Here is a 13,808-nt window from a genome sequence, read left to right as displayed (position 1 = left end):
CTCAGCGGCTGTCGTGGTCCACGGTGACGATCACGCGCACTGCGTCGAGGCGCAGGCGCGTGCCTTCGATGGCCGCGTCGAGGGCGCGGCGTTCGTCGACCAGCGCGCGGAGTTCATCTGCGCGTACCGCCGGGTTGCGCTCGGCCAGCGCCTGCAGGCGCGCCAGCTCGCCGTCGAGGGCCTCGCGCATGCGGATCTGCGCCGCCTCGACGATGCTGGGTAGTTCGCGCTCGGCCTCGGCTTCGCCCTGGATCAGCAGCCCGCGCAGCTGGTCGTGGCGGCTCTTGATCAGATCGCGGGCCACCGCCTTCTTGACCTTCTGCAGGTTCTTGGACAGCCCGCTGAACGACACCTTGTCGGAGAGATTGGCGCCGGACTCATCGAGCAGCACACGCACCGCGGTGGCCGGCAGGAAGCGGTTGAGATGCAGCCGCCTGGGCGCCGGGCAGTGGGTGCGGAACACCAGCTCGACCATCAGCCGGCCGGCGGGGATAGCCGGATGCTTGAGCAGCGCCAGGGCGGTGTTGCCCATCTGACCGTCGAGGATGCGGCCCATCATCTCGCGCAGCAGGGGGTGCTCCCAGGAGAGGCGCTGGACGTCGTCGCGGGCCAGGGCCACGCTGCGCGACAGGGTCGCCGAGAAGCCCTCTTCGCCTTTGACCAGCCCCGGCAGGCCGTCGATCATGTGCTGGCTGGGCTGCAGGTGCAGTACCCGTCCGCCGAGCTCCTGGCTGTCGACGCCGAAGATATCCATGGCCTGGTCGAGATAGCGCGGCAGCGCCTTGTCGTGGTCGAGTTCGCGGATGGCGTCGATCACCGCATCGGCGCGGGCCGGGCGACACGCCCCCCACTCCAGCAGGCGGTTGCGGCCGGCATCGTGCTCGGCCAGGCGCGCCTCGAACAGGGTGCGGGTCTCGTCGATCACCTCGGCGAGGCTCTCCTCGTCGAGCAGGGCGTCGGCGAGGGCGTCGCCGAAGGCCGCGAACAGGTCGCTGCCGATGCCTTGGGGCGCGCTGAAGGCATCCATGCCGTCGCGGTACCAGCGCAGCAGGCGCTCTCCCGGACTGGTCTCGAACACCGGCACGTGGAGTTCGATGGCGTGGCGCTGGCCGATGCGGTCGAGGCGGCCGATGCGCTGCTCGAGCTGGTCGGGGTGTAGCGGCAGGTCGAACATCACCAGGTGGCGGCAGAACTGGAAGTTGCGGCCTTCCGAGCCGATCTCGGAACATACCAGCACCTGGCAGCCGTCGTCCTCCAGGTCGGCAAAGGCCGCCGCGGCGCGGTCGCGCTCGATCAGCGACAGCCCCTCGTGGAACACCGGCGCGTGGATGCCGCCCAGCGCCTGCAGCGCCTTGGCCAGGTCGGTGGCGGTGTCGCGGTCATGGGCGATCACCAGCAGCTTGTCGCGGCCGACCTCGGTGAGCAGCTCGAGCAGCCAGGTGACGCGGGGGTCGATGCGCCACCACGGCTCCTCGTTGAGCGGATCGTGGGGCAGGGCGCGATACATGGCGTCGAGATAGAGCACTACCTCGGGGTGGTCGAGGCCGGTTTCGATCAGCAATTCGTCGAGCGCGTCCTCGTCGCGCTCGATGCGGCGCAGCACGCGGCGATACGCCGAGGGCAGCGCCAGCGGCGTGACGTGTAGCCGGCGCGCCGGGAAGCCGCCGACGTGGCGGCGGCTGTTGCGGAACATTACCCGGCCGGTGCCGTGGCGGTCGAGCAACTGTTCGCGCAGCTCGCGGTGCGCCACCTGGCGCTGCTCAACGCTACTCTCGGCGGAGACCAGCACCGCCAGCAGCGCCTGGCTGTCGCTGTCGTCGATCACCGCCGCCACGCTGTCGCGGTCGGCGTCGCGGGGGGCATCCTCACCGGCCAGCCGTTCGAGGGCGTCCACCGCCTCGGCGACCTGGGCATAGCCGAGCTCCTCGGCCTTGAAGTGCTCGAGATCCTGATAGCGCTCGGGGTCGAGCAGGCGCAGCCGCGCGAAGTGACTCTCCACTCCCATCTGCTCCGGGGTGGCGGTGAGCAGCAGCACGCCTTCGGTGCGGGCCGCCAGCGCCTCGACGCAGGCGTAGCCGGGGCCGACGTGCTCGGGATGCCAGTCGAGGTGGTGGGCCTCATCGACGATCAGCAGGTCCCAGTCGCAGGACTGGGCCTGGGTCTGGCGCTGCGGGTTGGCGAACAGCCACTGCTGGCTGGCCAGGATCAGCTGCGCCGACTCGAAGGGGTTGCCGTCGAGGTGGGCCAGGCTCTGGTGCTCGTCGAGCAGCCGCACGTCGAGGGCGAAGCGGCGCAGCAGCTCGACCAGCCACTGGTGAGTAAGGCTGTCGGGGACCAGGATCAGGGCGCGCTCGGCGCGGCCGGTGAGCAGCAGGCGGTGCAGGATCAGCCCCGCCTCGATGGTCTTGCCCAGGCCCACTTCGTCGGCCAGCAGCACCCGCGGGGCGTGGCGCCGGGAGACCTCGTCGGCGATGTAGAGCTGGTGAGGGATCAGGTCGATCTTGGGCCCGGCCAGGCCCAGCGCCGGGTTCTGTTCGATGCGCTGATGGTGGTGCAGGGTGCGAAAGCGCAGGTCGAACCAGTCGTTGCGGTCGACCTGGCCAGTGAGCAGGCGGTCGCGGGCCTGGTCGAACTGCATGCTGTCGGCGAGCCGTACTTCGGGCAGCTCGCGCAGGTTGCCCTGGTCGTCCTCGCCGATGTAGACCACCAGGCCGTCGAGCTCCTTGCTGTCGTCGACGGTCATCTGCCAGCCCTCGGCGGACTGCACGCGATCGCCGGGGGCAAACGCCACCCGGGTCAGCGGCGCCTGACGCACGCTGTAGGTGCGGGTTTCCTGGCTGGCGCTGAATAGCACGGTGACGCTGCGGAAATCGACGTTCAGGATGGTGCCCAGGCCCAGCTCGGCTTCGCCGTCACTGATCCAGCGCTGACCGGGAGAAAATTCGCTCATGATGCCTCGGATGCTCAACGAAAACGCGCCCCGCTGTCACGGCGGTGGGCCGACGACGCTGGCGGGGCGCGGTATGGTAACGGAAACTGGCGCGGCACTTAAGCGCTGATCGTAGCGCGTGCGGCTGCCCCGCCGTTCAGTGGCGGTCGAGCCAGCCGTCGAGCTGGGCGCGGGTCAGCTCACCGATGTGCTGTTCGAGGACGCGGCCATCGGCGTCGAACAGCAGGGTGGTGGGCAGCCCCGGCGATTCGGTGAGCACGGTCAGCTCCTGATGCGGATCGAGCAGCGGGTAGCTGAGCACGAACTCCTGCTCATCGAGATAGCGCATGGCCTGCATCAGGTCCTCGCCCTGGTTGGCGATCACCACGCTGACGCCGTCGCGCTGGTCGGCCTCGACCAGCAGCGGCATCTCGCGCAGGCAGGGCGGGCACCAGGTGGCCCACAGGTTGACGATCACCAGCTCGTCCTGGATCTCGCTGAGGGTGACAGGCTCGCCGTCGAGGTTGTCCAGGGTCAGGTCGGGCAGTTCGCGCAGGGCAATCTCGCCGCCCAGCGGCGAGACGGTCACCACGGCAAGCCACAGTGCCGAACTGCCGATCACCAGTGCCATGCCGCCGAGCATCTTGATCAGGTGCTCGCGCAGCGCCCAGGCGGTCCAGATCAGCGCCGCCAGCAGCCCCCACAGGCCGTGGAAGCCGGGCTGCCAGAACTTGACGATATCCAGCGGCGCCGTGGCATAGGCATCGGGGTGGCTGAGCACGTGGCCAAGCCGCGCGCCGATCAGCCATACGATCACCAGGGTATTGAACCAGCGGGCATGGGTGCCCTTGGGCAGGCCGAGCAGCATCAGGCTCACCAACAGCAGGATCAGCCCCGCGCCGAAGGCGTACAGGCGGGGCAGGGAAAGCAACACTGGGCCAATGGCGATGGCATCCATCCGGCGGGCTCCAACAGGTCAGGACAGCGGCAGGGGGCAGCGACGACGAGCGGCCACTGTTACACTATGGCCGCGCAGCATTGTGCGCAAGAAGCGTACTGTTGCATTGCTCGACTGTCACCCCCGGAGCTGCACATGGCCAAGCCTGCCTTCGATATTCTGCGCGTCCTGGCGATCGCCAGCCAGGCACTCGGCTTCATCGTGATCATCACCCTGGAAACGCTGCTCGGCGACGCCGCCCGCGCCTGGCAGGGCGTGACCCTGGCGCTGATGGTGGCCGTGGCGCTGGGCATTGCGCTGGCGCGACTCTACCGGCGCAACAAGCGACGCAAGCAGCAGGTGGCGCACCAGCATGACGAGTGACCTGCGGTGATTGGTCGCGCCAGGAGCGGCGCGCGTCTCGTCCTGACATCGCTGCTGGTTGCCTGCCTGCTGCTGGCGGGCTGTGCACCGGTGCCGGTGGCGCGCAGCCACTCCTGGACCCTGCCGCTGCACGAGAGCGAGGCGACTGCGCTGGGCGGCTGGGTGGCCGATCAGCAGGCGCAGCAGGCCCCCGAGCAGAGTGGCTTTCGCTTGCTGGTCGACGGCGATGAGGCCTTCGCCCTGCGTGCCGCACTGCTGGCGCGCAGCGAGCGTAGCCTCGACGTGCAGACCTATATCGCCGACGACGGCCTCACCTCGCGGGTGCTGCTGGTGCGGATGCTGGACGCCGCCGAGCGCGGTGTCAGGGTGCGGCTGCTGCTCGACGACCTGGCCAGCCTCAACAACGAAGCCCTGCTGGTCGCCATCGACAGTCACCCCCAGGTGGAGGTGAGGCTGTTCAATCCGCTGCTGCGGGGGCGCGGCACGCTGCTGAGTCGCGGGGTGATGATGGCCGCCGACCTGCGCCGCCAGCATCGCCGCATGCACAACAAGCTGTGGCTGAGCGATGGCGCGGTGGCGATTACCGGCGGGCGCAACCTCGGCGACGAGTACTTCAACGCCGATGAGCAGCGCAACTTCGCCGACCTCGACCTGCTGGCGGTGGGGCCGGTGGCGCGCGACCTGTCGCGCAGCTTCGACGACTACTGGCGCCATCACCTGGCGCTGCCGCTGGCGCGCTTCCGCCAGGCCGAACCCGGCGCCTGGCGCGAGCTGCGCGACGACCTGGCGGCGTGGCTCGAGGAGCAGCGCCACGATTCGCCCTACCTGGTGGCGCTGCGCCAGCGCTTCGCCGAGACCAGCCCCGGGGCGCTGCTGGCGCCGCTGACCTGGGCGCCGGGGCAGGCGCTGTGGGATCCGCCCGGCAAGCTGGCGGGGCGCGGGCGGCCGGCGCTGGAGGAGACCCTCTCCGGGGAGTTGGTCGAGGTCATCGATGAGCTGGAGCAGCGACTGCTGATCATCTCGGCCTACTTCATCCCCACTCCCCAGGGCGCCGCCCAGCTGCAGCGCCTGGCACGGGATGGCGTCGAGGTAGCGGTGATCACCAACTCGCTGGAAGCCACCGACGTGCCGCCGGTGCATGGCGCCTACGCCGGCTACCGCCCGGCGCTGCTCGAAAGCGGCGTGCGCCTCTATGAGCTGCGGGCCGATCACCAGGAGAGCGCCAGCCTCGGCGTGCCGGGGGCGTCGTCGTCGAGCCTGCATATCAAGGCGCTGGGCTTCGACCGCGAGCGGCTGTTCGTGGGCAGCTACAATATCGACCCGCGCTCGATCTGGTGGAACAGCGAAGTGGGCGTGCTGGTGGAAAGCCAGGCCCTCAACCGTGAGCTATGGGCACTGGCCGAGCTGGGCATGAGCCCTGCGCTGAGCTATGCCGTGGGCCTGGATGAGGCCGGCGGGCTCGAGTGGCATACCGATAACGCCGACCAGCCCGAGGTGCTGCGCCGCGAGCCGGGCAGCTGGCTGCGCCGGCTGGGGGCCTGGAGCAGCCGGGCACTGCGCCTCGAGGACTGGCTCTAGACGTCTGTTGGGCGCCCACCGGGAGGAGGAGAGATTGCGACTCGATTATCGCGGCGCGCTACCCGAAACCGTCGGCTACCTGCTCTTGCCGAGTTTCTCGATGATGGCTTTCTTCGCCGCGGTGGAGCCGCTGCGCATTGCCAACCGCCTCAGCGGCCGACCGCTGTTCGACTGGACGCTGATCAGCGAGGATGGCGCGCCGGTCACCGCCTCCAACGGCATGACCCTGCTCGTCGATCAGGCCGTCGGCGAGGTACATGACCTGCCGTCATTGGCAGTGTGCAGCGGCTTTGCGCCGGAGCAGCACCTCAAGCGCCCGCTGCTGGCCTGGCTGCACCACCTCGACCAGGCCGGCTGTGTGCTGGGCGGGCTCGATACCGGCTGCTTCCTGCTCGCCGCGGCGGGGCTGCTCGGCGGCGAGCGGGTGACGCTGCACTGGGAGAGCCTGCCGGCCTTTCGCGAGCGCTTCCCGGCGATTGCCACCTCCGACGAGTTGTTCGAGCTCGGTTCGCGGCGCTTCTCCTGCGCCGGCGGGGCCGCGGCCATGGACATGGCGCTGGAGGTGATCGCCCGGCGCCATGGCACCAAGCTGGCCATCGATGTCTCCGAGCAACTGGTGCATGAGCGCATGCGCACCCGCGATGACCAGCAGCGCATGTCGCTGGTACGTCGTCTGGGGACACACAATCGCCGCCTGATAGAGGCCGTGGCGCTGATCGAGCGCCACCTCGAAGAGCCGCTGAGCCTCGCCGAGGTGGCACGCCGCAGCGGTGTCTCGCCGCGTCAGCTGCAGCGGCTCTTCGAGCAGCATCTCGCCACCTCGCCGCGCCAATGGTACCTGCGGCGGCGGCTCGAGCGAGCCAGGCAGCTGCTCGAGGAGACCGACCTCGACGTGCTCGCGGCGGGGCTCGCCTGTGGCTTCACCTCGAGTTCGAGCTTCGCCCGCGCCTTCCGCGCCCAGTTCGGCATGTCGCCGCGGGAGGTGCGAAACCGGCCGGACGGCAGTGGCAGCAAGCCGCGGCGTGCTTAGCGCATGGGCAGCCAGCGGCGCCGGGTCGGCTGCATGCCGGGAAAATTCAGTTCCACCAGGCGCAGCACCAGGGTCAGCACCACGGTGGTGGCCAGGTAGATGCCGGCGATCAGCAGCAGCGGCTCGTAGACCAGGAAGGTCTCGTCGCGGATGATATTGGCCGCCTGCAGCAGGTCCATCATGGCGATGGTGGAGACCAGCGGCACCGACTTGAGCAGCAGGATCATCTCGCCGGTGAGGGTTGGCAGGCAGAGCTGGATGGCCCGCGGCAGCCACAGCCGGGTCAGCACCTGGAAGGACGACAGGCCGAAGGCGCGGCCGGCTTCCAGCTCGCCCCGCGGCACGCTCTGCATGGCGCCGCGGATCACCTCGCCGGAGTAGGCGCCGACGCTGAGGGTGAAGGTCAGGGCGCCGAAGAAGAACGGCTCGCGCAGCAGTGGCCAGAAGAGGCTGTCGCGGATGCCTGGTACGCCCTCCAGCAGCCGCCCCACCCCGTAGTAGAAGAAGAACAGCTGCACCAGCAGCGGCGTACCGCGGATCACGGTGGTAAAGGCCCAGGCCAGCCAGGCCAGCGGGCGCGGGCCGCGCAGCCGGGCCAGGGCCACCGCCACGGCGAGGAGCAGGCCGCCCAGCGCCGAGACCAGCAACAGCCACAGGGTGTTGACGAAGCCTTCCCACAGGTAGGCCTGGTAGAAGGGATCGCTCAGCCAGGAAAAGTCCATCTCAAGCCTCCGTGGGTTGGCCGCGGCGCACATGGCGCTCGAGGTGGGCGAACAGCGCCGTGGAGGTCAGGGTCATCAGCAGGTAGATGACGCCGGCGGCGGCATAGAAGAGGAAGTAGGCGCGGCTGCTGGCGGCGGCCTGCTGGATGGTGAAGAACAGCTCGTTGAAGCCGATCACGCTGATCAGGGCGGTGTCCTTGATCAGAATCAGCCACAGGTTGGACATGCCCGGCAGGGCGTTGGGCAGCATCCCCGGCAGTACGATGCGGTTAAAGCGCGTCCAGCGCGAGAAGCCGAAGGCGTCGGCGGCCTCCAGCTGGCCTTGCGGGATGGCCAGGATGGCGCCGCGGAACACCTCGGTCATGTAGGCGCCCTGGACGAAGGCCAGAACCCCCACGGCGGTGGCGAAGCCGGTGATCTGCACGGCCCCGGCCATGCCCAGATGCGCCAGTAGAGCCTCCAGCGCCTGGGCGCCGGCATAGTAGAGCAGAATGATTAGCAGCAGCTCGGGCACCGCGCGAATCAGCGTCGAGTAGCCGGTGGCCAGGCCGCGCAGCGGCGCCCACGGGCTGAGCTTGGCGCCGGCGCCAAGCAGTCCCAGCAGCAGGCCGATGGCGTAGGCCAGCACGGCGATCTGCAGCGTGGTCAGGGCCCCGGCCATGATCGGGCCAGCCCAGTCGCCGAGCCCCTCCGGTGTCATCGCAGTCATGGTTGAGCCTTTCCTCGGTCACACAACGAAGTCCCCCGGCGCTGCTGGCACCGGGGGTATGGCAGCCGTAGAAGGCTCAGTCGTAGACGCAGACGTCGGTGCCCAGGTACTGCTCGGAGAGGTCGCCACAGGTGCCGTCCTCGATCACCGCGGTAATGCCTGCGTTGAGCGCCTCGCGCAGGTCGTCCTCCTCCTGACGCAGGCCAATGCCGATGCCCTCGCCGTAGGCCTCGTGGTGGGGTGCCGTGGCCTTGACCTCGAAGCCTCCGGCTTCCTCACGACCGAGAAACTGCAGCATGGCGATCTCGTCGGCTAGGATCAGATCCAGGCGCCCGGCCAGCATGTCGTTGTTGACCTGTTCCGCCTGGTCGTAGAGGCGGATATCCACGCCGCTGTCGCCTAGCTCGCGGCGCGCGTAGGTAGCGTTGGTGGTGGCGCTCTGCACCCCCATCACCAGGCCGTCCAGGCCGTCGGGGATATCCAGCGCCAGATCGCTGGCGGCGACATAGGCGCCGGGGGTGAAGTAGTAGGGGCGGGTGAAGTCGATGACCCGCTGACGCTGCTCGGTGATCGACATGGAGTTCATGATCATGTCGATGCGTCCGGCATTGAGGGCGGGAATGATACCGCTCCAGCCGGTGGGCGTGATCTCGCAGTCGCGGCCCATGGCGTCGCAGATGGCGTGGGCCAGCTCCACCTCGAAGCCGGTCCAGTCGCCGCTGGCGGCCTTGTAGGTGAAGGGCGGGTAGGGCTCGCCGGAGATGCCCACCTTGAGCGGGTCGGCGGCCTGGGCGGTGAGGCCGAGGCTGATGGCGGCCGCGGCGCTAGCGATCATCAGGGGGAACTTCATGGTCTTCTCCTGTCGTTATGGTTAGGTGGAGCCTTCAGGCCGCGGGCGCCACGAAGTGGCGACAGCGGGGATCATCGAAAACGTCTTGCGGCGTACCTTCGGCGGCGATGCGGCCCTGGTCGAGGTAGACCAGCTGGTCGGAAACCTCGCGGGCGAAATGCATCTCGTGGGTGACCAGCAGCATGGTGCGGCCCTCGTCGGCGAGGCCGCGGATCACCCCCAGCACCTCGTTGACCCGCTCCGGGTCCAGCGCCGAGGTGGGCTCGTCGAAGAGCAGCAGGCGCGGCTCCATGGCCAGGGCGCGGGCGATGGCGACCCGCTGCTGCTGGCCGCCGGAGAGGAAGGCAGGATAGGCGTCGCGCTTGTCGGCCATGCCGACCCGTTCCAGGTAGTGTTCGCCCAGGGCGGTGGCCTGCTTGCGGGAGATCCCCTTGACCCGCATGGGGGCCTCGATGACATTGCCCAGCACGCTCAAGTGGGGCCAAAGATTGAACTGCTGGAAGACCATCGCGACCTTGGCGCGCAGCCGCTGCAGCTGGCGCCGATCCAGGCCGACGATGTCGCCCTGGGGGTTACGGGTAAAGCGAATCGCCTCGTCGGCAATCGCCAGTTCGCCGCGGTCGGGGCGTTCCAGCAGGTTCATGCAGCGCAGCAAGGTACTCTTGCCGGAGCCGCTGGCGCCGATGATCGAGGTGACGGTGCCCTCGGCGACGCTCAGCGAGACGCCCTTGAGTACCTCCAATTCGCCAAAACGCTTGATCAGGTGGTCGGCCACCACTGCGAGGGCGGCCTGGGGACGGAGGGGATGCTCGAATGATGATGTCATAGGCAATCGGCCTCCGAGGCCGGGGACGGTGACAGGGCGCGCTCATCTCGAGCGCGTTGCGCACAGGCCGCCAGGCGCCGGCTGGCCGCGGCGAGGCGTTCGGCCTCCACGGTCAGGCTGAGGCGCACGAAGCCCGCCGCCGAGGGGCCGAAGGCCTCGCCGGAGAGTACCGAGATGCCCTCCTCGTCGAGCAGGCGGTCGGCGAAGGCCTGGGACGAGAGGCCGGTGGCGCGGATATCCACCATCAGGAACATCCCCGCAGGCGGGCGGATCGCCGTCACCGCCGGGCTCTCGGCGAGTGCCGTGCAGACGGCGTCGCGGCGCGCCCGATAGACCTCGCGCATCGCCTGCAGCTCGGCGGGCGGCGTCGTCAGGGCGTCGCAGGCGGCGTCCTGGATGAAGTCGGGGCAGCCGTAGAGCATGCACAGCGCGAGGTGGGTCAGGTGTTGGATCAGCGTCTCGGGGCCCAGCACCCAGCCCAGCCGCCAGCCGGTCATGGCATGCGACTTGGAAAGGCTGCTGATCACCACGCTGCGTTCGGCCATGCCCGCCAGGCTGGCGGGGCAGATATGCTCGCCCTCGAAGATCAGCTCGGCGTAGACCTCATCGGAGATCAGCCACAGATCGTGGCGGTGGCACAGCGCGGCGATCGCCGCCCAGCTCTCGGCGTCGATCAACTGCCCGGTGGGGTTGTGCGGGCTATTGAGCAGGATGGCCCGGGTGCGCGGGGTGATGGCTGCCTGCAGGGCCGCCGGGTCGAGGCGGAAGTCCGCCTCGCCGTTGAGCGCCACCTGCACCAGCTCGGCGCCGGTGGCACGCAGCACCGCCTCGTAGGTGACATAGCTGGGCTCGGGGACCAGCACCTCGTCGCCGGGGTCGAGCAGGCACTGGGCGGCAGCGTAGAGGCCGCACTGGGCGCCGGCCATGACGATGACATTATCCGGGCCGACGTCGAGGCCCAGGCGGCGGTAGTCGTCGGCGATTGCCTGGCGCAGCGCCAGCTTGCCCTGCACGTCGGGGTAGTGAGTGGCACCGCCGCGCAGGCTGGCCACGGCGCTCTCGACGATGGGCGCCGGGGTAGCGAAATCAGGGTCGCCCACCGAGAGCACGGTGATTGCCTCGCCGGCGGCCTGGCGGGCCAGGGCGCGGTAGTGGATATCCCAGGCCGCGGCCCCTTCGCCGGCGATGCGGCCGGTCAGTCGTGAATAGTGCATAGGGTCTCTCGCTTCCAGACGTGCTGGGACCGGCGTCACGCCGGCCCGGGGGCCTCACTCCAGGCTGGCGCGAACCGCCGCCAGGCCCGGCTCGCCGTCGCGTGTGGTAACACCCTCGAGGAAGGTTTCGATGCGCCCGGGGTTGGCCAGCAGCCAGTCGCGAGCGACGGTTTCCAGTTCGCCCTCTTCGAGGCCGAAGTCGCGGATGAACTCACTCTGCTCGTCGGCCGTCAGCTCGAACTGGTCCAGCAGCCGGATCATGTTGGGGTTGGCCGCGTGGTAGGTGCTGGCGACGATGGTGCGCACATCGCTGGCGCCATTGTTCTCGCCGAACACGCTCGCCGGATCATCGAGGATCTGCATGTCATACGCTGGGGCCATCCAGTGCGGCGTCCAGCCGTAGAAGAGAATCCAGCGCTGGTCACGCTGTGCCGCGTCCACTTCGGCGAGCATGCCCGGCGTCGAGGACTCGCGGAATCGCCATTGGCTGAGCCCGTAGGTATCGGCGTCGGCGGCGTCGTGGAGGTGGTCGCTGACCGTGGAGCCGCTCACGATGGAGTAGATCTCGGCGCCGAAGCGCTCCCGGATCTCGGGGTCGGCCAGCTGTTCGGCGTGGGTCACGCCGGCCTCGTAAACGTAGCCGGGTACCGCGAAGCCCATGCGCGCGCCGCTGACGTTGTTGCCCAGGTCGACGATGCTGCCCGTGTCCATGGCCGCGTCGTAGCTCTGCTGCTGGGAGGGCAGCCAGCCGGCCAGGAAGGCGTCGCTGTCGCCGCTCTGCAGGGTCTGGTAGCCCACCGTTGAGCTGACCTCCAGCGCTTTGACCCGATACCCCAGGGGCTCCGCCAGCTGGGCGAAGATCTCCGACTTGACGGTAACCCCCGGCCAGGGGGGCACGACGAGACGCAGCTCATCGCTGGCGTCCTGGTAAGCAAGCGCGGTGAGCGGCAGCAGGCCGATGAGGATGAGGCCGGTGAGTCGGGTGGTATTGCGCATGTCAGGGATCCTTGTTGTGGGTTATCGATGCGAGGGTGGCGCGGTGACCGCCATCCAGGCCGCCGCGTCCACTTCGATCAGCAGCGGTGAGACGTCGTCGCCGAGAAGGGCAAGCGCCTCGCCGAGGGAGGCGGGGTCGCCCACCGTCCGGTAGCGGCAGGCGTAGGCGTTGGCGAGGTCGGCGAAGTCCGGCGGCGCCAGATCGACGCCGAGCTGGGGCACCTCGTGCATGGCCATATAGCGGCGAATCTCGTCGTAGCCGTGATTGTTCCAGATCACCACTGCCACGGGCCGCCCCAGGTCGCGGGCGGTGGCCAGTTCGCCGAGGACGAACTGCAGGCCGCCGTCGCCGACCAGGGCCACCACCGGCCGCTGCGGGCAGGCCAGCGCCGCGCCCAGGGCCGCCGGCAGGCCGTAGCCCAGGGTGCCGTAGCCGGTGGCGGCGTTGAACCAGCGCCGCGGTGCCGGCAGCGAGGCGAGGAAGTTGCCGGCATAGACCGGCCCGGTGGAGTCGCCCACCAGGATGGCGTCGGGCAGCGCCGCGCGCAGGGTGGCATAGAGCGGCACATAGGCGGCGAGCTGCGGATCCTCGGTGAGGGCCAGTTGGTGGCGTACCGCCGCGGCGCGGCCGTCGTCGGCACGCGGCGGCAGGGCCTCGGCCAGGTCGTGCATCACCTGGCCGACGTCGGCCAGCAGCGCCAGGTCGGCGGCCTGGTTACGACCCAGCTGCTGGGGATCGATGTCGACGCGGATCAGCCGCCCGTGGAGGCGGAAACCGTTATCGAACACCAGATCATAGTCGGTCTCGCCGAGCTCGGTGCCGAGGGCCAGGATCACGTCGGCCTCGGCGGCCAGGCGGCGCGCGGCGGGCAGGCTGGCGGTGGCGCCCAGGTCCAGCGGGTGATCCTGCCCCAGAACCCCCTTGGCGTTGATGGTGGTCAGCGCCGGGGCCTGCAAGCGTTCGACCAGGGCGCGGGCCGCCTGCGGGGCACTGGCGCAGCCGCCGCCCAGCAGCAGCAGGGGGCGCTCGGCCGCGGCCAGCCAGTCGGCGGCCTGGGCGATGGCCGCGGCCGGGGCCGCCGGCGGGAAGACTCGCAGCGGGCGCGGCGGCGCTGCCTCCATGGGCGCGGCCAGCAGGTCCAGCGGGATCTCGATATGCACCGGCCCCGGCCGAGCCCCGTGGAAAATCGCGAAGGCCCGCGCCATCACCTCCGGCAGGGCCGCCGGGTCGAGCAGGGTATGGCTGAAGACGCTGACGCCGGACAGGGTCTGCTGCTGGCTGGGCAACTCGTGGAGCCGCCCCTGGCCGCGCCCCAGGGTGTCGCGGCGGTTGACGCTGGAGATCACCAGCATGGGCACCGAGTCGGCCAGGGCCTGGCCCATGGCCGTGGCGATGTTGGTCATGCCCGGGCCGCTGATGATGAAGCAGGCCGCGGGCTTGCCGCTGGCGCGGGCATAGCCATCGGCCATGAAGCCGGCGCCCTGCTCATGACGCGGCGTGACGTGGCGGATGGCGCTGTCGCCGAGGCCGCGGTAGAGCTCGATGGTATGCACGCCGGGAATGCCAAAGGCGGTGTCCACGCCGTAGGCCTCGAGCAGTCGCAGCAGGTAGTTGGCACAGGTCTGGGGCATG

12 protein-coding genes are annotated in these 13,808 nt (G+C 69.6%); 3 read left to right on the top strand and 9 right to left on the bottom strand.

Annotated features, from left to right (window positions below):
• Position 1 precedes the first annotated feature (1 nt).
• Both rapA and QC821_RS18090 read right to left on the bottom strand, forming a co-directional pair.
• A complete protein-coding gene (rapA, locus tag QC821_RS18095) occupies positions 2 to 2,950 on the bottom strand; it encodes an RNA polymerase-associated protein RapA (RefSeq protein ID WP_309724384.1) in 2,949 nt (982 codons plus the stop codon).
• A 136-nt stretch (positions 2,951 to 3,086) separates the two neighbouring features.
• Positions 3,087 to 3,887: a redoxin family protein gene (locus QC821_RS18090; RefSeq protein ID WP_309724383.1), complete on the bottom strand. Its 801-nt coding sequence runs from the start codon at positions 3,885 to 3,887 to the stop codon at positions 3,087 to 3,089.
• 135 nt (positions 3,888 to 4,022) lie between these two features.
• On the opposite strand from QC821_RS18090, the gene QC821_RS18085 reads away from it, so the two are divergent.
• The 3 genes from QC821_RS18085 to QC821_RS18075 are packed head-to-tail and all read left to right on the top strand — an operon-like array spanning position 4,023 to position 6,858.
• Positions 4,023 to 4,250 carry a hypothetical protein gene (locus QC821_RS18085; protein ID WP_309724381.1) on the top strand — a complete coding sequence of 76 codons (228 nt, stop codon included), beginning with the start codon at positions 4,023 to 4,025 and terminating at the stop codon, positions 4,248 to 4,250.
• 6 nt (positions 4,251 to 4,256) lie between these two features.
• The gene (locus QC821_RS18080; protein WP_309724379.1) at positions 4,257 to 5,828 is read left to right on the top strand and encodes a phospholipase D family protein; all 1,572 of its coding nucleotides are present in this window, start codon (positions 4,257 to 4,259) and stop codon (positions 5,826 to 5,828) included.
• A 34-nt stretch (positions 5,829 to 5,862) separates the two neighbouring features.
• Entirely contained in the window at positions 5,863 to 6,858 is a 996-nt protein-coding gene (locus tag QC821_RS18075) for a GlxA family transcriptional regulator (RefSeq protein ID WP_309724378.1), read from the top strand.
• Here the strand turns inward: QC821_RS18075 and QC821_RS18070 are convergent.
• The 7 genes from QC821_RS18070 to QC821_RS18040 all read right to left on the bottom strand — a co-directional run bounded on the left by QC821_RS18070 (position 6,855) and on the right by QC821_RS18040 (position 13,807).
• Positions 6,855 to 7,580 carry an ABC transporter permease gene (locus QC821_RS18070; protein WP_309724376.1) on the bottom strand — a complete coding sequence of 242 codons (726 nt, stop codon included), beginning with the start codon at positions 7,578 to 7,580 and terminating at the stop codon, positions 6,855 to 6,857. The genes QC821_RS18075 and QC821_RS18070 overlap by 4 nt on opposite strands.
• 1 nt (position 7,581) lies before the next feature.
• Positions 7,582 to 8,289 carry an ABC transporter permease gene (locus tag QC821_RS18065; protein ID WP_309724374.1) on the bottom strand — a complete coding sequence of 236 codons (708 nt, stop codon included), beginning with the start codon at positions 8,287 to 8,289 and terminating at the stop codon, positions 7,582 to 7,584.
• A 76-nt stretch (positions 8,290 to 8,365) separates the two neighbouring features.
• On the bottom strand, positions 8,366 to 9,139 hold the full coding sequence (locus QC821_RS18060) for a transporter substrate-binding domain-containing protein (RefSeq protein WP_309724372.1): 774 nt from the start codon (positions 9,137 to 9,139) through the stop codon (positions 8,366 to 8,368).
• A gap of 34 nt (positions 9,140 to 9,173) precedes the next feature.
• Entirely contained in the window at positions 9,174 to 9,965 is a 792-nt protein-coding gene (locus QC821_RS18055; RefSeq protein ID WP_309724370.1) for an ABC transporter ATP-binding protein, read from the bottom strand.
• The gene (locus tag QC821_RS18050; RefSeq protein ID WP_309724369.1) at positions 9,962 to 11,179 is read right to left on the bottom strand and encodes a pyridoxal phosphate-dependent aminotransferase; all 1,218 of its coding nucleotides are present in this window, start codon (positions 11,177 to 11,179) and stop codon (positions 9,962 to 9,964) included. Before QC821_RS18050 ends, QC821_RS18055 begins: the two co-directional genes overlap by 4 nt.
• A 54-nt stretch (positions 11,180 to 11,233) precedes the next feature.
• Positions 11,234 to 12,175 (bottom strand): glycine betaine ABC transporter substrate-binding protein, encoded by a 942-nt coding sequence (locus QC821_RS18045; protein WP_309724367.1) that lies wholly within the window; start codon positions 12,173 to 12,175, stop codon positions 11,234 to 11,236.
• Positions 12,176 to 12,196: 21 nt separating this feature from the next.
• Positions 12,197 to 13,807: a 5-guanidino-2-oxopentanoate decarboxylase gene (locus QC821_RS18040; RefSeq protein ID WP_309724365.1), complete on the bottom strand. Its 1,611-nt coding sequence runs from the start codon at positions 13,805 to 13,807 to the stop codon at positions 12,197 to 12,199.
• Between the last annotated feature and the right edge of the window lies 1 nt (position 13,808).

Origin of the sequence: Franzmannia qiaohouensis, assembly GCF_031451695.1 — a bacterium.
GTDB lineage: Bacteria > Pseudomonadota > Gammaproteobacteria > Pseudomonadales > Halomonadaceae > Franzmannia > Franzmannia qiaohouensis.
This window is presented reverse-complemented; position numbering and strand designations above follow the sequence as displayed.

What these genes read in the sequence shown, in the direction of transcription:
- rapA (WP_309724384.1), bottom strand. Translation starts at nt 2,950, where the DNA reads ATGAGCGAATTTTCTCCCGGTCAGCGCTGGATCAGTGACGGCGAAGCC.
- QC821_RS18050 (WP_309724369.1), bottom strand. Translation starts at nt 11,179, where the DNA reads ATGCACTATTCACGACTGACCGGCCGCATCGCCGGCGAAGGGGCCGCG.
- QC821_RS18060 (WP_309724372.1), bottom strand. Translation starts at nt 9,139, where the DNA reads ATGAAGTTCCCCCTGATGATCGCTAGCGCCGCGGCCGCCATCAGCCTC.
- QC821_RS18090 (WP_309724383.1), bottom strand. Translation starts at nt 3,887, where the DNA reads ATGGATGCCATCGCCATTGGCCCAGTGTTGCTTTCCCTGCCCCGCCTG.
- QC821_RS18055 (WP_309724370.1), bottom strand. Translation starts at nt 9,965, where the DNA reads ATGACATCATCATTCGAGCATCCCCTCCGTCCCCAGGCCGCCCTCGCA.
- QC821_RS18040 (WP_309724365.1), bottom strand. Translation starts at nt 13,807, where the DNA reads ATGCCCCAGACCTGTGCCAACTACCTGCTGCGACTGCTCGAGGCCTAC.
- QC821_RS18045 (WP_309724367.1), bottom strand. Translation starts at nt 12,175, where the DNA reads ATGCGCAATACCACCCGACTCACCGGCCTCATCCTCATCGGCCTGCTG.
- QC821_RS18085 (WP_309724381.1), top strand. Translation starts at nt 4,023, where the DNA reads ATGGCCAAGCCTGCCTTCGATATTCTGCGCGTCCTGGCGATCGCCAGC.
- QC821_RS18065 (WP_309724374.1), bottom strand. Translation starts at nt 8,289, where the DNA reads ATGACTGCGATGACACCGGAGGGGCTCGGCGACTGGGCTGGCCCGATC.
- QC821_RS18070 (WP_309724376.1), bottom strand. Translation starts at nt 7,580, where the DNA reads ATGGACTTTTCCTGGCTGAGCGATCCCTTCTACCAGGCCTACCTGTGG.